This is a genomic window from Prevotella sp. MA2016 (assembly GCF_000619825.1).
GTDB lineage: Bacteria > Bacteroidota > Bacteroidia > Bacteroidales > Bacteroidaceae > Prevotella.
Window position 1 is genome coordinate 413,237 of sequence record NZ_JHUW01000007.1, and the last position, 20,675, is coordinate 433,911.

Annotated in this window: 20 protein-coding genes; 19 read left to right on the plus strand and 1 reads right to left on the minus strand. The window is 43.5% G+C overall.

The annotated features are described in order from the left end of the window. Positions 1-43: 43 nt before the first annotated feature. The 10 genes from T360_RS0104145 (at position 44) to T360_RS0104190 (ending at position 10,666) form a co-directional block, all read left to right on the plus strand. A complete protein-coding gene (locus T360_RS0104145) occupies positions 44-904 on the plus strand; it encodes an ABC transporter permease (RefSeq protein WP_036928749.1) in 861 nt (286 codons plus the stop codon). After that, the gene (locus tag T360_RS0104150; protein ID WP_028911666.1) at positions 901-2,175 is read left to right on the plus strand and encodes an ABC transporter ATP-binding protein; all 1,275 of its coding nucleotides are present in this window, start codon (positions 901-903) and stop codon (positions 2,173-2,175) included. The genes T360_RS0104145 and T360_RS0104150 overlap by 4 nt, the downstream gene beginning before the upstream one ends. A 17-nt stretch (positions 2,176-2,192) precedes the next feature. After that, positions 2,193-3,125, plus strand: coding sequence for a glycosyltransferase family 2 protein (locus T360_RS15675; RefSeq protein WP_051523351.1), 933 nt, complete (start codon positions 2,193-2,195; stop codon positions 3,123-3,125). 178 nt (positions 3,126-3,303) lie between these two features. Next, positions 3,304-4,500 (plus strand): ATP-binding protein, encoded by a 1,197-nt coding sequence (locus tag T360_RS0104160; RefSeq protein WP_028911667.1) that lies wholly within the window; start codon positions 3,304-3,306, stop codon positions 4,498-4,500. An 11-nt stretch (positions 4,501-4,511) separates the two neighbouring features. Next, a complete protein-coding gene (locus tag T360_RS15680; protein WP_051523352.1) occupies positions 4,512-5,447 on the plus strand; it encodes a glycosyltransferase family 2 protein in 936 nt (311 codons plus the stop codon). 33 nt (positions 5,448-5,480) lie between these two features. Continuing rightward, positions 5,481-6,467 carry a glycosyltransferase family 2 protein gene (locus T360_RS15685; RefSeq protein ID WP_051523353.1) on the plus strand — a complete coding sequence of 329 codons (987 nt, stop codon included), beginning with the start codon at positions 5,481-5,483 and terminating at the stop codon, positions 6,465-6,467. A gap of 54 nt (positions 6,468-6,521) precedes the next feature. Then, positions 6,522-7,529 (plus strand): glycosyltransferase, encoded by a 1,008-nt coding sequence (locus tag T360_RS14625; protein ID WP_051523354.1) that lies wholly within the window; start codon positions 6,522-6,524, stop codon positions 7,527-7,529. A 99-nt stretch (positions 7,530-7,628) separates the two neighbouring features. Continuing rightward, positions 7,629-8,864: a CDP-glycerol glycerophosphotransferase family protein gene (locus T360_RS0104180; protein WP_197019264.1), complete on the plus strand. Its 1,236-nt coding sequence runs from the start codon at positions 7,629-7,631 to the stop codon at positions 8,862-8,864. 13 nt (positions 8,865-8,877) lie between these two features. After that, entirely contained in the window at positions 8,878-9,594 is a 717-nt protein-coding gene (locus tag T360_RS0104185; RefSeq protein WP_028911669.1) for a 2-C-methyl-D-erythritol 4-phosphate cytidylyltransferase, read from the plus strand. A gap of 13 nt (positions 9,595-9,607) precedes the next feature. Further along, positions 9,608-10,666 (plus strand): NAD-dependent epimerase/dehydratase family protein, encoded by a 1,059-nt coding sequence (locus T360_RS0104190; RefSeq protein WP_028911670.1) that lies wholly within the window; start codon positions 9,608-9,610, stop codon positions 10,664-10,666. Between the two features lie 164 nt (positions 10,667-10,830). Here T360_RS0104190 and T360_RS16140 read toward each other — a convergent pair whose 3' ends face one another. Further along, entirely contained in the window at positions 10,831-11,010 is a 180-nt protein-coding gene (locus T360_RS16140; RefSeq protein WP_155949377.1) for a hypothetical protein, read from the minus strand. Between the two features lie 200 nt (positions 11,011-11,210). On the opposite strand from T360_RS16140, the gene T360_RS0104200 reads away from it, so the two are divergent. From T360_RS0104200 to T360_RS0104240, 9 genes are all read left to right on the plus strand, one after another. Beyond that, complete coding sequence (locus T360_RS0104200; protein ID WP_051523355.1) at positions 11,211-11,462, plus strand: PqqD family protein; 252 nt, start codon at positions 11,211-11,213, stop codon at positions 11,460-11,462. A gap of 117 nt (positions 11,463-11,579) precedes the next feature. Then, on the plus strand, positions 11,580-12,182 hold the full coding sequence (locus tag T360_RS0104205; protein WP_155949378.1) for a UpxY family transcription antiterminator: 603 nt from the start codon (positions 11,580-11,582) through the stop codon (positions 12,180-12,182). A gap of 42 nt (positions 12,183-12,224) precedes the next feature. Continuing rightward, complete coding sequence (locus tag T360_RS14630) at positions 12,225-13,325, plus strand: nucleotidyltransferase family protein (protein ID WP_051523357.1); 1,101 nt, start codon at positions 12,225-12,227, stop codon at positions 13,323-13,325. A gap of 40 nt (positions 13,326-13,365) precedes the next feature. Beyond that, on the plus strand, positions 13,366-14,622 hold the full coding sequence (locus T360_RS0104215; RefSeq protein ID WP_028911673.1) for an O-antigen polymerase: 1,257 nt from the start codon (positions 13,366-13,368) through the stop codon (positions 14,620-14,622). 16 nt (positions 14,623-14,638) lie between these two features. Continuing rightward, positions 14,639-16,171 (plus strand): lipopolysaccharide biosynthesis protein, encoded by a 1,533-nt coding sequence (locus tag T360_RS0104220; RefSeq protein ID WP_028911674.1) that lies wholly within the window; start codon positions 14,639-14,641, stop codon positions 16,169-16,171. 1 nt (position 16,172) lies between these two features. Continuing rightward, positions 16,173-16,736: a DapH/DapD/GlmU-related protein gene (locus tag T360_RS0104225; protein WP_028911675.1), complete on the plus strand. Its 564-nt coding sequence runs from the start codon at positions 16,173-16,175 to the stop codon at positions 16,734-16,736. A 13-nt stretch (positions 16,737-16,749) separates the two neighbouring features. After that, positions 16,750-17,895, plus strand: a complete 1,146-nt coding sequence (locus tag T360_RS0104230; protein WP_028911676.1) for a glycoside hydrolase family 99-like domain-containing protein — start codon at positions 16,750-16,752, stop codon at positions 17,893-17,895. Between the two features lie 89 nt (positions 17,896-17,984). Continuing rightward, positions 17,985-18,959, plus strand: a complete 975-nt coding sequence (locus T360_RS0104235) for a glycosyltransferase family 4 protein (RefSeq protein WP_231488079.1) — start codon at positions 17,985-17,987, stop codon at positions 18,957-18,959. 283 nt (positions 18,960-19,242) lie between these two features. After that, complete coding sequence (locus T360_RS0104240; RefSeq protein ID WP_231488088.1) at positions 19,243-20,673, plus strand: heparinase II/III family protein; 1,431 nt, start codon at positions 19,243-19,245, stop codon at positions 20,671-20,673. Positions 20,674-20,675: the final 2 nt, after the last annotated feature.

Consider the following 20,675-nt stretch of genomic DNA (forward strand, 5'->3'; position numbering starts at 1 on the left):
TTCATTTCTTTTTTGTAATTTTGTGCCATCCAATACAATAATAATGGCAGAAAAAATCTCAAACCAATATTGGACCATGCGGATCCGCCCGCACGAAAAGCTGTGGCACATCGACTTGGGCGAGATCTGGCGTTATCGCGACCTGATAGAACTGTTCGTCAGGCGCAATATCGTGGTGCAATATAAGCAGACCGTCCTCGGTCCACTGTGGTATCTGATACAACCCGTATTGACGGTCATCATGAACATGGTGGTGTTTGGAGGCATTGCCAAGATGAGCACGGACGGCATGCCCCAAGCCCTTTTCTATATGGCAGGCAACATCTGCTGGTTCTATTTCTCTAACTGTCTGAACCAGTCGTCCAACACGTTCATCGCCAATCAGAGTATGTTCGGCAAGGTATATTTCCCGCGCCTCGTAGTGCCCATCGCTGTGGTGATATCCAATCTGTTGCGATTTGTCATTCAGTTAGGGCTCTTTGCGGCGCTCTACCTCTATTTCTTTATGGCAGGTGCTCCTATAGCCCCCAATTGGGCTATTCTGCTTACGCCCCTATTGGTCATGATGTTAGCAGGACTGGGGCTTGGCTTTGGAATTCTGATCTCCTCGCTTACCACGAAGTATCGTGACTTTACGATACTCTTCACTTTTATCGTCCAACTCTGGATGTATGCCACGCCTATCGTCTATCCACTCAGCATGGTGGAAAAAGGTACGCTTCGCACACTGATTATGGCTAACCCGATGACCTCTATCATCGAGGCTTTCAAGTATGCCACTTTGGGTCAGGGCTATTTCTCTTGGTTCGCATTAGGCTATAGTTTCCTGTTTATGAGTGTGCTGGTGCTATTCAGCGTCGTTATATTTAATAAGGTACAACGTAATTTCATGGATACCGTATGAAAGCTATTGAGTTTAATCATGTAGGCAAGCAATATCGCTTGGGGCTGGTATCCACAGGTACCTTCAAAAATGACTTGAGTCGTTGGTGGGCCATGAATGTCTTGGGTAAGGAAGATCCCTTCCTGAAGATTGGTGATACCAACATACGTTCCACGAAGGGCGAGAGCGAATTCGTATGGGCATTGAAAGATATCAATTTCAGTGTGGAGCAAGGCGATGTAGTAGGCATCATTGGCAAGAATGGCGCAGGCAAAAGCACTTTGTTGAAGTTGCTTTCTCGTGTAACTGCCCCAACCGTTGGCGAGATCAACGTCTGTGGGCGCATCGCCTCGCTGCTCGAAGTGGGTACAGGCTTCCACCCAGAGATGACAGGTCGTGAGAACATCTATATGAATGGTGCCATCATGGGCATGACCAAGGCAGAGATTACCCGCAAACTCGACGAGATTGTCGATTTCTCTGGTTGCGAACGTTATATCGATACGCCTGTGAAACGCTATTCTTCGGGCATGAAGGTGCGTTTAGGTTTTGCCGTTGCCGCTCATCTTGAGCCGGAAATTCTGGTGGTCGATGAGGTGTTGGCCGTAGGCGATGCCGAATTCCAGAAGAAAGCCATCGGCAAGATGCAGGATGTATCGAAAGGAGAAGGCAGGACCGTGCTGTTCGTGAGCCATAATATGGCAGCAGTTCGTAGTCTCTGTCAGAAAGGCGTGGTGCTTCGCGATGGTATGACAAACTTTATCGGTACCGTTGATGATGCTGTAAATCATTATCTTGCATCATCAACGACTCAAGCTGAAAAGCAGAAACTGATGACAGATTATATTACCAACTGCAAAAGTTTCTTGAAAATTGACGAGATACAGATCAACAACACACCATATAACTCAACATCACTTACTCAAGGTCAAGAAGTGCTTGATGTGCTTATCAAGGGCAAAACACAAGAACCTATGAAGTGCGACATTAAATTAATCATAAAAAAGTTGGATGAAACTCCAGTTGCTTGCTTTATTGAAGGCCGATATAAAGGAGTCTTGTGTGATGTCCCCCCCGGAGTATTTACATTCGAACGTCATATTCGCCTTCCTAAATACTTGGCAAATGGCGATTATCTGATTGACCTGTTTCTCCATGAACCTCGTCGTCAGGACTTCTTCGGGGTCCCAAATTGTCAAACGCTCCATATTGAAGGCTTTTACGATCAATATGCGAGTCCTATAACCCTTTCCGAAGACGGATTTATCGGGTTAGAGTCAGCAAATATTTAATTACAGATCAGACGACTATGAGTCCAACTTTTAGTATCATCATACCCCATAAAGGCATTCCGGATTTGCTGATGCGATGCTTGAGGGCAATACCTGTATCTGCGGACATTCAGGTGATTGTGGTGGATGACAATAGTTCTGATGCAGATACTTATTTAGATAAGTACCCGGAACTGTCGCGCCCCTATCTGGAGTTTATCAGAACGACAAAAGGGGGAGGGGCTGGCTATGCCAGGAATGTGGGATTAGAGCATGCTAAAGGCAAATGGCTGCTGTTTGCCGATGCAGATGACTTTTATGTTGATGATATGTACAGTATCATCTGCTCATACGTTGATTCTGATGCGGATGCCATATACTTCAAAAAGAAGTCGGTTCTTTCGGAAGATATAAGTATAACAACGGAAAGGTGTTCTCACGTGAATAAAAATATTGACAATTTCCTGTCTAACGGTGACGAGTGGCCTATTAGAGCACAAATGTATGAACCATGGGGTAAAATGGTTAAAAGAGATGTGATGGTCAAACACGACATCCGTTTTGACGAAGTAATGTATGCTGATGATGCCTATTGTTCTTTACAGATAGGCTATTACGCAAGGACAATTCTGGTTGTCAATAGAGTCCTTTATGTTGTCACTTATCGTTCTAATTCCCAAACGTATCATTTTTGTTTGAAGCCTAATGAGTTGAGGCTAAGGGCAGAGGCAGCCTTTCGGATGGATAAGTTTATGCTGCAAAATGATTTTTGTAGAGAGCATCGATTGAATTTTTTTTTAGTTAAGATGTTAACGCATGACAGGAGGTTGTTCAAGTACTACTTCTTCAAGTTGGAAGAAATCTATCCGTCAAAGTTGGCGGCATTACAGGATATATGCAAGAATAGACCCCGAAGATTCAAGATTAAATTCTATTTATATTCATTTTTAGTATGGCTAAGAGTTTTGTGAATATAGAAATATTTAAAGTGTAAGATAGGTTTTACAGATGAAATGCCGCAAAATCGTTTGCTGTAATATACGAAATTTATTAATTTTAGGTTGCTGTACTAAACTTTTTTGCGATAAATTTGGTTATTCCATTAAGTTTTTGTATTTTTGCACGTAATAATCTTGAGTATATAAAGGAATGGAAACTCTCTTTAGGAAACATCGGATATTGATATCGCAAGTTAGTATGACTATTGTCCGCCAAATGATGCATACTGTCAAATGGGAGCGGCAATTAGTGTCAATCCGCGGTTCTCGTGGCGTTGGCAAGACGACACTGATGCGTCAGTATATTCGACAGAAGTATGGCATAAACGCAGGCGAGGCTCTCTATCTGGTGATGGACAGTATGTATTTTACTAATCATACTCTGCTTGAGGTGGCAGAACGTTTTCATTTGGTGGGAGGCAAACATTTGTTTCTGGATGAGGTGCACAAATATCCTACTTGGAGTAAGGAAGTGAAGGAGATTATCGACTTATGGCCCGACTTAAAAATTACCTTTACTGGCTCGTCGCTGTTACAGATACTGAATGCTGACGCGGACTTGTCTCGTCGTGTACTCAACTATGATATGGCAGGGCTCTCATTCCGTGAATATCTGCAATTCTACAAAGGCATTGAGTTGCCTTCCTATTCATTAGAGGAAATATTGAGTAATGCCGACTCCATCTGCCAGAAGGTCTGTGAGGCATGTCGTCCTCAGGCGCTTTTCGAGGATTATCTGCGAGTAGGATACTATCCTTTCTATGACGGAGATGATCAGGACTACTATAGCCGCATTGAAAATGTGGTCAGTTTTATCATCGATCAGGAAATGACTCAGTTTTGCGGGGTTGAACCTGCCTATACTCGTAAACTCAAGGCAATGCTTCTCTTTTTGGCCAATAATGTGCCATACGATGTCAGCATCGCCAAACTCTCATCTTACCTTGAAATAAACAAAACCACCGTACTGAGTTACCTTGCCAGTATGCAGAAGGCAGAATTACTGAATTTGCTCTACACTGATAAAAAGTCAGTGACTAAGATGCAAAAACCTGATAAAGTTTATCTTCATAATCCTAACATGCACTATGCTTTGAGTTCGGAGGAGAAGATAGGTACGATACGTGAGTGCTTTGTAGTAAATCAATTGTCAGCAAGTCATACCGTAGAATATGGTAAGACACAAGGTGATTTCAAAATAGACGGTAAGATAATATTGGAGGTTGGTGGTAAGGATAAGACTTTCGACCAGATAGCAGATATACCCGACTCGTATGTCTTAGCAGACTCAATGGAGTTTCCTATTGGCAAGAAACTACCTATTTGGATAGTAGGATTCCTCTACTAAAATAGAAACCTATGGATTGCCCATTATTTAGTATTATCATTCCTCATAAAGACATACCGGATCTGCTGATGCGGTGCTTGAGGTCAATCCCTGTATCTGAGGATATACAGGTGATAGTAGTGGATGACAATAGTGCTGATGCTGATACATATTTGAAAAGATATCCAGAACTGTCGCGCCCCTATCTGGAGTTCGTCAGAACGACAAAAGGAGGAGGGGCTGGCTATGCCAGGAATGTCGGGCAGGATCGGGCTAAAGGAAAATGGCTGCTGTTTGCCGATGCGGATGACTTCTTTGTTGAAGATATGCATGACATCATCAGCTCATACGCTGATTCGGAAGCAGATGTCATATTCTTCAAGAATAAGGCTGTTCTTTCAGATAATATAAACGTAGGATCAAATCGATCTTCTTGGATGAATAGAAAGATTGATCAGTGTTTGAAAGATGGTGATGAATGGCCTGTAAGATTTAAGTTGTTTGTTCCATGGGCCAAGATGGTAAAAAGGGATTTAGTTGTTAAATACAATATCCGATTTGACGAAGTTGCGTATTCTAATGATGTATATTTTTCTTTGCTTGTTGGTTATCATGCAGGAATCATCAAGGTTGCAAATATAGCCCTATATGTCGTGACTTTTCGTCCCAAATCATTAAGTGCAGAATTTTGTACTAAGCCTGGAGAATTGAAAACAAGGGCAGAAGTGTTTTTCCGAGAAGAAAAATTCTTGATTAGGCATAATATCTGTAGAGTTAGGTCTATGAGAAAATATTTATTGATAATGTTGAAGAGAGACCATTCTTTATTCAAATATTACTTTTACCAGTTAGATGAATTATATCCATCAAAACTATTGGCATTGCATGATATAGGAAAAGGGACATCTCTGCTTACCAAGATCAAGTTGTATTTATATTCATTGCTGATATGGGCAAGGGACTTGTGAGTATCTGTTGAAGTAAAGTTATATAAGCGTAAGATGGAAAACGAACTCCTTCACCCGTTTGTCAGCATCATCGTGCCTGTATATAATACGGCGGAATACGTGGAAGAATGTATTCAGTCCATCCTGTCGCAGACCTACGAGAATATAGAACTGATTCTTGTGAATGATGGCAGTACGGACGGCTCTGGTGAAATCTGCAAGAAGTATGAACATTTGCCTCTTGTTCGATATATAGAAATAGAGAACGCAGGTGTTGTAGTTGCAAGGAAACGAGGTGTAGAGGATGCACGTGGCGAATGGATAATGTTTGTAGATTCTGATGACTATTTACTAAAAGATTGTGTTTTAGAGTTACTATCAATCTCTGAAGGTGTTGATATTGTTATAGGATGCCATACGAGAAGCAAACAACTGATAGATGCTTTTGATTATTATGATAGAGAAGACTATCTATTCATGCTTACTTGTCGTCGATTTCCAACATATCCTTGGGCTAAACTCTTCAGTGCAGATCTGATTAGAAAATGTCAGCTGGCATTTGCATATAACTATCCCGTAAAGGAGGATTTCCTTATGAATTTAGCATTAGCGAGAACTAATGAGAAAAAAGTTGCCGTATGGAGGAAACCTGTTTATTTTTACCGCATTCGTATAGACTCAGCCACTCGCAGTCACAATTTTGACCTTGATTCTTATTATGACTTCTGTAATCTTGTAGATTCTATTGTTGCAGATAGCTTGTCTGAAGAAAAGGAGAAACGGGCTAAGATAGAGGTTCGTATGGATTATTATAATGATTACCTTAAACGTAATGATTATGAAGGGAATAAGCGACATCCCTTTGTAAAGGAGATAATTCGCCTTATTAACGAAGATGGAGTCATTCGCCTTTCTGACAGGCTATTATTATCAGTATCTAACAAGAGATCAATTAAAATGTGCCTCTTCTTGAACAAGTTTATCACTAGGATTGAAAATCCTTCAATAATTATAAAGGATTTCAGTCGATTACATATATAATTAAACCAGATAAGGATAAGAGAATGGATTTGAATTTGGAATGGTACATAAATCATGGATAAGATTATGAAAACAAAAATAGTATACGCTGTCAGTAGTGATGAACAGGATATTTATTTAGAACAGACCGTTCTATCTGTATTCTCTTTGAAGCGACATAATCCAGATGCCGTTGTGGAATTCGTCGTAGATGAAAGGACAGACAAGACGATAGTCGGGAAGCGTGAATTGATTTTGCAATATGTCAATAAAAAGATCGTGGTGGAAGTTCCAGAATCGTATGATAAGAAACAAACTTCCAGATTCCTAAAAACCAATTTACGTCAGTATATAGATGGAGATTTTCTGTTTATTGACTCAGATACAGTTATTGCAGATAGTCTCGCTGATATTGATTCTTTTGATGGTGACATTGGGGCAGTAATAAATGAGCATGTACCAATTAGTTTGTACTTTGATAATTATGGGAAAAGTGTTAGGAGATATGCAAAAGAAGAAGGTTGGCAATGTAATGATACCCTTCCTTATTTTAATAGTGGTGTTATGTTCGTTAGGGATTCGGAAATGAGTCGGCATTTTTATAAAGATTGGCATAATGCATGGTTATATAATATATGTAAGTTTGGAAGACATTATGATCAACCACCTTTGGCTTTAGTAAATGAAAAAAATAACTATGTTGTTACTGAACTTCCCGCAATTTGGAATTGCCAAATATTGAGATATGGCTTACCGTATTTACATCAAGCTAAGATAATTCATTATTTTGCTGCCATGTATAACAAAGATACAATCATCTATGCTTTTCGTAAAAAGGCAATTTATGAGGACATCAAAAATAAAGGATATTTGTCAACCGATTTAATCAAACTCATTGATAGAGCGAAAACAGCTTTCGATAATCCAACTCGACTTTGTACAAAAGAGGAACTAAATGTCCTTTCTGGTGAAATGGCTATGGCTTGTCTGTATCACCCTATAATACTTAATACGCTTAATTCATTGTTTAGATTGCTTAGCAGGGTACATGGTTGGTTTATAAGGCCATTTCGAAAGAATTAGTCATTGTTTTTTCCCTTCGGCGGTGGTAAGAGAGACTGGGCATCCATCGAAAAGTATGCATGATATAAAGAAACTTTTTAAAAAGCATTGAAGATGAATATGAAACAGAGAATATGGAAGATTACAAGGCCAGTACTGAGACCTGTGGGAGCAGTGACAATAGTTTGTTTGTTCTACCTGTTGCGCATATTCCCGATAAAGAAGAATAAAGTCTTGGTTTGTGTTTCAGCTGGCAGGCGCTATGATGACAACCAGAAGTTTATCATGGAAGAGCTTCATAAGCTCATTCCTGATTTGGATATCGTCTGGGTGAAGGATCCCAAATATGAATACGAACTGCCAACATGGATGCGACCAGTTAAATGGCGCAGTTGGCATTGGCTGTATGAGTATGCGACGGCTAAGATCTGGACGAACAACCGCTGCGAACCTGATTACTTTGTGAAGCGAAAGGGACAGTTATACGTGGAAACATGGCATGGTGGACTGGGCATCAAGAAAGTGTCAGGCGATATCATAGGCGAATATGCTGCAGGCATAACAAAGACACTCTTCCAGAAGAATGCATCGGATATGGCAGATGTGTATATTTCGAATTCTGACCATCTATCGATTATCTATCGCAGGGCGTTCAAATATCATGGGCCAATCTGGAAATGCGGCTATCCGAAGAACGATATGCTGGTGCAGAACAATCCTGAGGAAGGTATGAAGGCTCGTAAGGACTTAGGCATTCCTTCTGATCATAAAGTGTTGCTCTATGCGCCTACATGGCGACTTCGTTTTACTCAGGAACAGCACATCGACATGAATGTATATGATCTGGATATGGATCGTTTGAAAAAAACGCTGACGAATAAATTTGGTGGCGAGTGGACGATGCTGATCAGATTCCACCCATCGCTACGCCTCTATGCCAAAGGCTATCAAGAAGCTCATCCAGATGTGAAGGACGTGACAGACTATCAGGACATGCAGCGGCTACTGATGGCGACAGATGTGATGATTAGTGACTATTCGAGCTGTATCTTCGATGCTGCCCTAAGAAGGATTCCCTGTTTTACGTATGCTACAGACTTCGAGCAGTATAAGTATGAAGAGCGTGGCGTGTACTATGAAATGGAGGAACTACCGTTCCCATACGCCAAGAACAACGACGAACTAGAACAGAACGTAAAGGTTTTCGAGATGGAGGACTATCTGAAGAAGTGGGATGCCTTTACGGTGAGGATGGGACTTAACGAGACTGGCCATGCGGCAAGGGACATCGCACAGAAGATGGCAGACTACCTTGATGGCAAAAAGGTGGAATGGCAAAATGATTATCCAATATAAAAACCAAATAGTTATGAACATAGCTGTGATTTTTGCAGGAGGGCGAGGGGACAGACTCCATAGTCATAGTCGGCCCAAGCAGTTTTTTGAGTTTCGAGGGAAACCTATCGTGGTCTATACCATCGAGGTGTTTCAGCATATCCAGGAAGTTGATGCCATCGTGGTGGCTTGTCTCGAAGACTGGATACCTTATCTGCGTCGTCAGGTGGAAAAATATGATCTAAATAAAGTCATAGATATCGTACCTGGTGGCAGGAAAGGACAGGGCTCCATCTACAATGGACTCGTATGTGCCAAGCAACATTTCCCAGAAAACTCATTAGTGCTGATACACGACGGTGTGCGCCCCTTGGCGATGGAGAAGACCATTATTGAATGTATTGAAGTAGCCAAGGAGAAAGGGAATAGTATCGTTTGTGTACCTGCGATGGAGACTATCGTCATGAAGAAAGCTGATGGTTCGCTGGAGGTGCCAGACCGAGACTCAGTTCTGATGGTCAGAGCGCCCCAATGTTTTGTGCTGAAAGATGTGATGGAGGCTCATCAGAAGGCATTAGCAGAGGGGAAACATGATTTTGTGGATACTTGTTCGATGATGAACCATTATGGTTATGAGTTGCATACGATTATAGGGACAGCTGAGAATATCAAGATTACGACACCTGCTGACTACTTTATGTTCAAGGCCATCATTGAAGCGAGGGAAGAAAGTGCTGTATTTGGGTTTTAAGTATGCTACCACTATGAACAAGGATATTATCCAAGAGGATTTACAGAGGATGAGTGAGGCCAATCTGCCTTGGCGAGAACTTGACGGAAAGACCGTCTTCGTTACTGGAGCTACAGGTATGCTGGCCTCGTATGTCACCTGGCTGTTGCTCTATCTGCATGAGCATGCAGGCATCAACGTCTCTGTAGTGGCACTTTGCAGGAATCGCCAGAAAGCAGAACAATATTTTGGCTCGTATGTAGGGAAGTCTTATTTCCGTCTGCTGATACAGGATGTATGCAATCCTATCGCCTATGAGGGACAGGTGGACTATGTATTCCATCTGGCAGGGAACGCCAGTCCTCATTTTATTAATACGGATCCTGTTGGTATTATGAAGTGTAATCTGCAGGGGACTATCAATGTGCTGGAACTGGCTCGGCATCATGACGTTAAACGGGTTTTGTTTGCATCGACACGAGAAGTTTATGGAAAGAATGAGGATGCAGAGCAGCTCAATGAGTCGGCTTTTGGCACTCTCGATCCTTTGGACGACAGGTCGTGCTATCCTGAAAGCAAGCGGGCTGCAGAATCGCTTCTGAAGAGTTATGCTCTGCAATATGGTGTACTGTTTAATACCGTTAGAATTGCCCATTCTTATGGACCAACTATGAATCTGGAGAATGACGGGCGAGTGATGGCAGATTTGATTTCAGACGTGGTAGCTGGCAGAAGCATTGTACTGAAAAGTACTGGCACCGCTGTTCGCGCTTTCCTTTATGTAACCGATGCCGTTATAGGAATGTTTACGGTACTCTTCCTTGGTGAACCATCAACGGCCTATAATCTTGCCAACGAAACAGAGCCGATCTCCATCAAGGATTTAGCTCTTTTGCTAACCTCATTCAGGAAAGACATCGACTTGAAATTAGTTTATGATACGCGGCAGCAAGACAATACTAAGGGTTACTGCACCTATAAACGAATTGCCCTTGATACCAGAAAATCAGAGGCTCTAGGATGGAGCCCCCATATAAGTCTTAAGGAAGGGTTAACCCGTACTTTTATAAAAACGCAAATCGGTATTTTGTGAGTTTCTTGACGAACGTAAAATGTACTTACCTTGAGGAAATTGTCGATGTTGTCTTGCCATATTCAAATAATTCGATTTCCTCACCTAATTCCCTGTTGTTCTTAATAAAACCGCCCGGGAGTCCTCATACTGTGGCTACCGGGCGGCTTTTCTGTGTCTTAATGTCACTGCTGTTTAGCCTTAATGAACACACCTTCCATACGCTGGCGGTAGTCGCCAGTGGCATACAGCGGTTTTTTGCCAATGTTGTAGCAATTCTTGGGCAAGCCAAGCGGCAAAGCCGAGCGCCTCTCAAATCCGTCAATGCAATCCAGATTGACAATCTCCGACCTGTTGATGCGCACAAAGTTCTCTTCAGATCATCTTTTTTCATTAAATCGCACGATATTTCGGTAAAATTTGTAACTTTGCAGCCGTAAAAGTTTAAGCGACGATGATGGCAAACAAGAATCTGAAATGCCATACAAAGAAATTAGAAGATATATACTTAGTAAATTAGTAAATAAGATAAAAAAGACGATTATGGAGAATAAAGAAAAACTTTGTGCTGCGCGACGTAGTCGGCAAGAAAGCGATCTTTTGTGTAGGTATCAAAGCCATCGACTTTCGCAAGATAATAACTTTGAACGAAAGTGGCGAGTGGGTGTGGCAAGAAGCTATGGCGCAGGGTAACTTCACAGCGGAATCCCTGACAGCCAGAGTCTGTGAGGAATACGACGTGACAGCCGAAGTGGCCCAATCTTATGTGACGGACTTCCTCGAACAGTTGGACAAAGAAGGAATGATAGAAAAGTAGAAACAGATATCGGGCAGGTAGTGCCCTGGCTGGTGGTCTATTTGCAACTAAAAGACAGGTCTTGTTATTTTTTGGAGCTTGAGCAGGAATCATAGAACAACTGAAAATCAGAGTGATATGATGATAGCAGATAAAGAAGGGATTTCTTTGGTACACGACACAACGATGTGTGGTGACCCCAAGGTTTGGTTTCCAATGCGGGTGACTTATTCGCGTGAGCTAAAGATTAAGGCCGAGTTGGACCGACTGAAGATTGAGAACTTTATTCCAATGACCTATAAATTGCTGGATGCTGATACAGAGCGTCCACATCGTGAGTTGGTACCCGCCATCAACAATCTCATTTTCGTACACTCTACACAGGAGCGGATCAGTTATCTGAAGCAGAGGAACAAGGTACTGGAGCCGTTGCGATACATACTTGATCAAACAGCTCAAGAGGCTCACACCATTATGACAGTGAAGGATAGAGACATGGGAAACTTTATGCGCGTGGCCTCTATGACTGACGACAGTGTGATGTTCTTGGATGACGAGTGCGTTATAGGGAAGGAAGGCAAGCATGTGCAGATTATGGGCGGCATCTTTGAGGGCGTGGAAGGAGTGATACGCCGAGTGAAGCGTTGCAAGAGAGTCGTGGTAGAATTGGAAGGGATTGCCAGTGTAGCGATTGCTTATGTCCCTGCTGCGCTCCTTAAGGAAATAAAGAGAAAACAGTAGAGGAGGTAATGACTTATATCAATTTAGTGAATCGTTCAGTATATGAATACGAGCAATAAGACGGAACAACACCAGGAACAGTTTTTCCAGCTGCTGCGCCTGTCGATGGGAGTGACAGAGCAGAAAGACTTCGTGGCAACTGATGAGGACTGGCAGTGGCTGCATGAAGAGACAGATCGTCAGTCGCTGATAGGTGTTATCTATGGCGCGATGATTCAGCTGCCTGCCAATCAGCAGCCACCCGTGGACCTCTTAATTAAATGGATATATCAGGCAGATGTCATCAATGGCAAGAACGAACTGCTCAATCAGGAGTCTGCGCGACTGACAAAGCTGTTCGGCGATGCCGGGCGACGGACAGCCATCCTGAAAGGTCAGGCCAATGCGCGACTCTATCCCGATAAGTTTTTGCGCCAGCCAGGGGATATCGACATCTGGGTGGAAGGCGGACGAGAGAACGTGCTGTCATTGCTTAAGACGGAGCCATTTGCCTCAATGATGGGCGATAAGGAACTCAAACCGGAATACCATCATGTGCATTTGCCTACTAGTGACAAAAGGGTGATTGTGGAGGTGCATTTTCTCCCCTCGTCGGGCAACTTCAACCCCTTCACTAATCGTCGGCTGCAGCGATGTCTCAATATGGAGCTTATAAATACTGAGAGCGTGGAGGAGGGTTTCAACGTGCCGTCTGTGAGGTTCGCTCTCGCGATGCAGTTGTCTCATATCCAGCACCACTTCTTCCGTGGTGGCATTGGGCTGCGACAAGTATGTGACTATTATATGCTGCTGAAGAACTCCACCGAAAAGGATCGCTGGATGGTGGCAGATTATCTGACGGCCTTCGGGCTGCGACAGATAGCCGGGGCACTGATGTGGGTGCTCGGCGAGGTGTTCCAGATGGATCGCGCGCTGATACTCTGCAAGCCCGACAGTTATTACGGCGAATGCATGCTGCGTGAGATCATGGAAGGAGGTAACTTCGGACACCATGCCCAGCGACAGCATCAAAGAATGTGGCGACGGCTGTTCGCAGGCAAGTTGCGGCAACTGCGACTGATGCGGTTCAATTTCTGGGAGGTATTCTGGATGGAGATGCAATTTTGTAAGGTTGTCTTCCAAACGCTGCTCAAGTGCTCCTGAAGGAAATAATTAGAACGGAAAAAATAAAATAGTTCCAATTATGGACACTACAGATGATAACATTTTGTTAGCCCTCTATACATTATTTTGGGTAATCTCTTTTATAGTGTATCACTACCGAAACCGACACATTGACGGTGGTAGTGCCGTTATGGCCAGTTATATCGTTTACTGTTTTTTTTCATTCATCACTTTAAACGATGAGTTCTTCGATGACACATACGAACATCTGAGCCTATTCCCTTTTATCTATCTGTATGTGATGTTAATGTTAGCACTATCACCTGCAATCAAGTTACATCGTAGTCCTGTCATAAAAATAAAAGATCCTCACTCAAAGGCGTTGCTTATCCCGTGCTATATTGCCATCCTATGCATTTGTGTGCAGATACCGTCTATTTTGTCAAATTTCAATAGCAATTTTGTTAGTATCCTTACTGATAGCGATGCAGGAAAAGATGCTTATCTGGAGGCATTCGAGAATTCCAAAAGCGCGGGAAGCGCAATCAGAAACCTACCTGCTGTATTATATAACATGCTATATGACTGCACCGTTTTTATTTTCTTTTTTCTCCTCACACGAAAAGATAAAAACATCAATTTTCTCGTCCTTCTGTTTCTCTCCATTATCATCGGAATGATAATACCTGTCATGGACGGACGGCGAGGGTCGGTTATCAAATGCGGCTTAACTATTTTAGCGGGCTATATGCTCTTCCGCCAATTCATCTCTATAAAAATTGATCGCATCATAAAAATTTCAGGCATTATCATAACCGCCATAGTGGCTATACCCATTATAGCGATTACCATCAGCCGATTCAGCGACAGAAAAAATGGTACCGATACAAGCGGTTATGTATATTGGTATATAGGCCAAGCCAACATCTATTTCAATAACTATGCACTTGATGCCGGTGGCACAAGAAATGGCGACCGCACTTTCAATATGGTGAAAAGGCTTCTATCTTCCGACACACCGAAGAACTATACGGAAAGACGTGAAAAATACAAAAAATTAAAAATTGATGATGACTTTTACACAACATTTGTAGGCGATTTTGTACTTGACTTCGGCCCTTTGAGTGCTTTTATTATATTTGTTGCGTTCAACAGTTGGGCTATCATCCAAATACGACCACGTTGCGGTATTATCAAACTACATCAGCTCCTTCTTGTCTATTTTGCCTTGTGCGTCAGTCTTCAGGGAGGAATGACACTCTTCATGTATTCAGACACCGGCAACCTGTCCCTTGGCGCGATGATGTTGCTGTATATATGGCTTAGGAACCATTAGGCCTTACTAAAAAAAAATGACTCCAAAGTCTAAACGCATCGCATCAAATAGCTTAATGCTGTTTGTAAGGATGATGGTTATCACAGCCATCAACCTATATGCTGTACGCCTGCTACTACGAGACCTAGGACAAGAAGACTATGGCACTTTCAATGCCGTTGCAGGTGTCGTGCTGGCCAGTTCCTTCATTACAACCACACTGGCAGTCAGTATTCAGCGTTTCTACTCATATACGCTGGGAAAAGGAGAAAACAACCAGCTTTCAACCATCTTTTCAGCTAGCATAAATATCATCTTGGTATTGTCTATAGCACTGCTTTTTATCTTTGAAACTATTGGCCTTTGGTTTGTCAACAACGAATTGTCAATTCCACCAGAACGTCTTGTCGCAGCCAATTGGGTATTTCATTTCTCGCTGATCACATTATGGTTTGGCTTACTGCAACTGCCCTTTACTGCAGCGATCTTTGCACAAGAGGAGATGGGGGCGTTCGCCCTCATTTCCCTAACCGAATGTATGCTACGTCTCGGCGTGATATTTTTTATCGGCATCACCGCCATGGATGGCTTGATTTTCTACAGTATTGGGCTTAGTGCCGTAGCTGTGATTATATTCTTACTCTATGCATTTATCGTGCATCGCCGCTACCCGGAATACAAATATTGCAGGAAAATACCCAAAGAAACTTATCGTTCACTGCTGGCCTTTTCCGGATGGTCTATGTATAGTTCTCTAGCCGCAGTAGGTTTGACGCAAGGCATCACCATTTTGCTCTATATGTTTTTTGGCCCGATAGCCACGGCAGCGTACGCTATTGCGCAACAAGTGTTTCACGCATTCACAGCACTAAGTAACAGCATTGCCGTTGCCTTCCGCCCTGCGATGGTGAAATCTTTTGCAGAGAAAGACTACATTTCTCTCAACAAGATGTTCAGCGCCAACAATAAATTCATACTCTATCTGCTCCTGATGGTTGCAATACCCCTTATATTGGAATTGCGCACCATTTTCGATTGGTGGTTAGGCAATGTTTCAGAAGAAGCCATCATCTATACCCGACTTACCATCATATATATGCTGTGCTTCTCCATGCATAACCCTGTAACAACTATTGTCCATTCCACAGGACAACTTAAATATTATAGTTTATTCGTTGACAGTATAGTCATTTTATGTCTTCCTGCCACATGGCTAGCCTTCCACCTAGGAGCATCTTCCGAAATAAGCATTATACTAATGATAGCGATGTGTATAATATCTCATCTTGTCAGACTTGTCATTTTACGCCGTCAATATCCCTCTTTTAGCTATGCCCCTTATCTTTCGGAAATCATTCTGCGGGGACTATTCGTAGCTGTATGTACCTTCTTTGTCGTTTACCTTGTTCACCAAGCATTACATCCAGGCATTGTCAGGCTAGTCACTGTTTTTGCATCTTCATGCATTACGATGCTTCTTACAGTCTATTTCTTAGGACTTTCTGCTAAAGAACAACAAACGCTATGCCATTTCTTAATGCAACGAATGAATAAATATTCAGAAAACTAATATGTCAAGAATCATCAACTACTTCTTTATCAGAATCTATACACTTTTCTTACGTCCACGCTTTGCCCATTTGGGAAAGGGTGCTCATATAGGATGGAAGGCTCTGAGACTGGAAGGTCTTCAGTATATATCAGTAGGCGACAAAACATTCATTGCTTCAGGCGTACAACTTACAGCTTGGGACAGCCACAACGGCAATAGATATAACCCATCTATCACCATTGGTAACTATTGTGCTATACGTGAAAATTGTCATATTACTGCTATTAATAGCATTGCCATTGGCAATCATCTCCTAACAGGCACCAACGTGCTTATTACCGACAATAGCCATGGGCAGAGCATTCGCGAACACATGAGTCTGCCTTTCACAGAGCGCCCGCTGTACAGCAAAGGACCTGTTACCATCGGCAATCATGTATGGCTGGGAAACAACGTCTGCGTCATGCCAGGAGTGACCATCGGCGACGGAGCAATAATCGGAGCCAATAGCGTTGTTACCCATAATATTCCTGCATACGCTGTTGCAGCTGGCATACCGGCGAAAGTAATCAAGCAATTATAGTATTATTAAAGATATGAAACCAAGAATCATAGGACTATATCTACCACAATACCATCCCATCCCCGAAAACGACGAGTGGTGGGGGAAAGGATTCACGGAATGGAATAACGTGGTGAAAGCAAAGCCACTGTTCCGCGGGCATTATCAGCCCCACCTCCCAGCCGACCTGGGCTTTTACGACCTGCGACTGCCCGAGGTGCGCGAGCAACAGGCAGAATTAGCGCGTGAGGCAGGATTAGAGGGGTTTTGCTACTACCATTACTGGTTTGGCAACGGCAAGCAATTGCTACAACGTCCGTTCGAGGAAGTGCTGGCCAGCGGCAAACCTGACTTCCCTTTCTGCCTCTGCTGGGCCAATCACAACTGGACCAGCAAGACCTGGGAGAAGGGCAGCAGCTTGCGCCACGACACCATGATTATGAAAATGGAATACTCGCGTGAAGACTACATTAGCCACTTCAACTATTTGCTTCCAGCCTTCCGCGATTCTCGTTACATTACCATTGATGGGAAACCGCTGTTTGCAGTGTGGGTGCCAAAAGGTATTCCCGATTGTCGGGAGTTTATTGACCTTTGGCAAAAACTGGCACGCGAAAATGGCCTGAAAGGAATACACTTTGTGGGGCAGACCGACAACACGGGTAAGGCGCTCTCTGGGAAAAAAGCCAACTATTACTCTGCCGACATGGCAAAGGATTATTATAAGTCCGTGCTTGACATGGGGTTCGATGCAGTTATGTCACAAGGTTATCGCAGAGCCGTTGCCTTGGCACAGGGCAGAGCAAAGATGATGCTGAAACTGCTGTCGTTCATTTCCTTCATGCCAACGTACTCAAAGATAGACTATGGTCGCCTGATGGATAACTACTATGTAGAGGAAGACCGCTGGGAAAATGTCTACCCTACGCTGTTGCCTCAGTGGGACCGTACGCCAAGGGCAGGTTCAAAGACGGAAATCGTCACGGGTACTTCTCCCGAGAAATTCCAGCACTACACAGAGCAGGCCATCCGACTCATTGCTAACAAGCAGCCAGAACATCAGATCCTATTCTTGAAAGCCTGGAACGAGTGGGGCGAAGGCGACTATGTGGAGCCAGACGAGAAATTTGGACATGGCTGGCTTCAGGCAATCAGGAACGCTATTGATAAAAACGGTTAATGATGAGTAGCAATAACAACAGGCTCTTGGTCGTAGGTCCACTCCCTTGTGAGAAGCATAACTGTCAGTGGGGCGGTGCGACGGTGCTGATGAAGAACTTCCATGATTATCTGCTCGAGAAAGGCATAGGCCATCGTTTCGTGCAAACCAACAGGTATGTTAATCCCCGATCATTGGGACTTCGTCCTCGCGCCAACCAATTTTATTTCATTGCCAAATTTATCACTTCACTGCCTTGGTGCGATACGGTCATGTTCAATTTTTCCGACCATGGCACGGTAAACATGTTTCCATTTCTTTCACGAATAGCTCACAGGATGGGCAAGCGGGTCGTATTGCGTAAGTTTGGCGGTTCGTTTGACATCTATTTGCAAACTGTGCCAAACAGGAAGAAACATCGGGTTATAGAAGCAATCCAAGCAACAGACATAATTTTTCTGGAGACACAAGCCAGCATCTCCCATATAAAGACATTGATTGGTGATACAGATAAAATACACTGGTTTCCCAATGTCCGCAAGGCTGCATCGCAACGCAGAATGCCCAAAGCGTTCTCCAAACGGCTGGTATTTATGTCGCATGTTTCTAATGAAAAAGGGATGGGCGACCTATTGGATGCTTTCGCTTTACTGCCGTCAGACTATCAGTTAGACATCTACGGTGCTATCAAGGATAAATTCTATGAGCATTTCGACTGGGTTGCCCATCGTGTTCGTTACAATGGAGAAATCCCCTCGACAGAAGTGACATTAAAATTGGCGCAATATGACCTCCTACTCCTACCCTCTTATCGTGAAGGTTATCCTGGTATCATCATTGAGGCTCTGTCTGTGGGCATACCTGTAGTTTCTACCCGTGTGGGAGGAATTCCTGAGATTATAGAGTGTGAACATAATGGATTGCTCGTAGAATGTCACCAGCCAGTAGAATTAGCTAAGGCGATACGTGCTTTCGAAACTATAGATTATACTGCTTATTGCAACAATGCCTATCAGACATTTCAGGAGCATTTTGAATCAGACCGTACAAACGAACACATATTGTCTTTACTGACCACAAACTAAAAGTAATATGCTTATACATTGGTATCGTCTCAGTCATTGGCTATGGAAACATCATGTGCCAGTACTACCAAAACTATTTTGGCGCTTACAGTATCTACTATTTAATTGTTCCGTTCCTGCTAGTTGTACCTTAAAGGAAGATATAGCATAAATGTCTATTTTTTATTATTTAGAGACTTTGAGGCATCTGCGGTTGACGCAGATTGTTCATCAACTAAAACACCGGTTCTACAGACCTCAGATCGGAGTTGAGTCCCCCTTGAAGGCTAATCCAAGTGTGGCAATGCTTACAGAGCCTATCGCTAAGCTTTGCTGCTACGACAGTCAGGGACGGTTCACCTTCCTGAACATCTCTGACAGTTTTCGAGACTGGAACATGGACGAACACGGGATGCTGTGGGCTTACAATCTTAACTACATGGACTGGTTGGGGCAGGAGGGAATCAGTGAAGAGGAGTGCCTGAGGTGGATAGACCGTTTCATTGACGAGCTTCCCAGTAACCACGTCGGCCTTGCCCCTTACCCCATAGCTTTGAGAGTTATCAACTGGGCAAAGTTCTTCACCCGTCATCCCGAAGGTCGCAATAAAAAGCGGATAGACTCCATGTATGCTCAAATTCTCTTGCTTGAGCGTGAGTTGGAGTATCACCTGCTGGGCAACCACTTGCTGGAAGATGCCTACGCCCTCTTCATTGCCTCAGTTTTCTTTAGCGACGAACGTTTGTTCAGCAAGGCGGCTCATCTTTTGGAAGAGCAGTTAAGCGAGCAGATTCTTCCAGATGGGGCACACTACGAACAGTCGCCCATGTATCACTGCATTATGCTCGACCGCCTGCTAGACTGTATCAGTTTCTCGGCCAACAACCAACTGTTCGTCCATCAAGAAACATTTACCAACACGCTCAAGCAGAAGGCTGCCTTGATGCTGGGCCATTTGCAGAGCATCATCTACAGCGACGGCTCAATACCATTGCTCAACGATTCGGCCTATGGCATTGCGCCCACCGCCGGCCAGCTGTTCGACTATGCACGGAAACTGAACATTTCGTGGAATCCCATGCCTCTCAGGGAATGCGGCTATAGGAAGCTAAACGACAAGGGGATGGAGGTCATACTCGACATCGGCAATATCACAGCCTCCTATCAGCCGGGGCATTCCCATGCCGATACGTTCAACTACGAGTTGCGCATTGACAGCCAGCCCGTCATCGTAGATACCGGCATCTCCACTTACAACAAAGACCCACGGCGGCAATATGAGCGCAGTACAGCAGCCCATAACACTGTTTCTGTCGCTGGCAGGGACTCCAGTATGGTTTGGGGTGGTTTCCGCGTGGGCAGAAGGGCGAAGGTTACCATTGTGAAAGACTGCCCTACGGAAATATTAGCGCATCACGACGGATTTGGACGCCATATCATACATCAACGACATTTTGCCCTTTGTGACCACTCCATCCATATCGAAGACCTTATCATTGGAAACGTTACCAATGCTATCAGCTATTTACATTTTAGTCCTCAAACAGATGTAAGCGTTGTTTCAGAAACCGACGGTATCCTAAAGGCTGGTAAAGTCATCATAAAGGCAGAGGGATTCAATGGCATCAGTGTCAAAACCGACTATGTTTCTACAGAATATAATAAGCTTCAGCCCTGTCAGGTGCTTGAAATATCCTTTCAACAACAACTAAGATATTCCATTAAGGTTACGTAAAG

Bases quoted from the DNA above. Each gene is read 5' to 3' on its own strand.
- T360_RS0104145 (WP_036928749.1), top strand. From the start codon at position 44: ATGGCAGAAAAAATCTCAAACCAATATTGGACCATGCGGATCCGCCCG.
- T360_RS0104150 (WP_028911666.1), top strand. From the start codon at position 901: ATGAAAGCTATTGAGTTTAATCATGTAGGCAAGCAATATCGCTTGGGG.
- T360_RS15675 (WP_051523351.1), top strand. From the start codon at position 2,193: ATGAGTCCAACTTTTAGTATCATCATACCCCATAAAGGCATTCCGGAT.
- T360_RS0104160 (WP_028911667.1), top strand. From the start codon at position 3,304: ATGGAAACTCTCTTTAGGAAACATCGGATATTGATATCGCAAGTTAGT.
- T360_RS15680 (WP_051523352.1), top strand. From the start codon at position 4,512: ATGGATTGCCCATTATTTAGTATTATCATTCCTCATAAAGACATACCG.
- T360_RS15685 (WP_051523353.1), top strand. From the start codon at position 5,481: ATGGAAAACGAACTCCTTCACCCGTTTGTCAGCATCATCGTGCCTGTA.
- T360_RS14625 (WP_051523354.1), top strand. From the start codon at position 6,522: ATGGATAAGATTATGAAAACAAAAATAGTATACGCTGTCAGTAGTGAT.
- T360_RS0104180 (WP_197019264.1), top strand. From the start codon at position 7,629: ATGAAACAGAGAATATGGAAGATTACAAGGCCAGTACTGAGACCTGTG.
- T360_RS0104185 (WP_028911669.1), top strand. From the start codon at position 8,878: ATGAACATAGCTGTGATTTTTGCAGGAGGGCGAGGGGACAGACTCCAT.
- T360_RS0104190 (WP_028911670.1), top strand. From the start codon at position 9,608: ATGAACAAGGATATTATCCAAGAGGATTTACAGAGGATGAGTGAGGCC.
- T360_RS0104205 (WP_155949378.1), top strand. From the start codon at position 11,580: ATGATGATAGCAGATAAAGAAGGGATTTCTTTGGTACACGACACAACG.
- T360_RS14630 (WP_051523357.1), top strand. From the start codon at position 12,225: ATGAATACGAGCAATAAGACGGAACAACACCAGGAACAGTTTTTCCAG.
- T360_RS0104215 (WP_028911673.1), top strand. From the start codon at position 13,366: ATGGACACTACAGATGATAACATTTTGTTAGCCCTCTATACATTATTT.
- T360_RS0104220 (WP_028911674.1), top strand. From the start codon at position 14,639: ATGACTCCAAAGTCTAAACGCATCGCATCAAATAGCTTAATGCTGTTT.
- T360_RS0104225 (WP_028911675.1), top strand. From the start codon at position 16,173: ATGTCAAGAATCATCAACTACTTCTTTATCAGAATCTATACACTTTTC.
- T360_RS0104230 (WP_028911676.1), top strand. From the start codon at position 16,750: ATGAAACCAAGAATCATAGGACTATATCTACCACAATACCATCCCATC.
- T360_RS0104235 (WP_231488079.1), top strand. From the start codon at position 17,985: ATGAAGAACTTCCATGATTATCTGCTCGAGAAAGGCATAGGCCATCGT.
- T360_RS0104240 (WP_231488088.1), top strand. From the start codon at position 19,243: ATGCTTACAGAGCCTATCGCTAAGCTTTGCTGCTACGACAGTCAGGGA.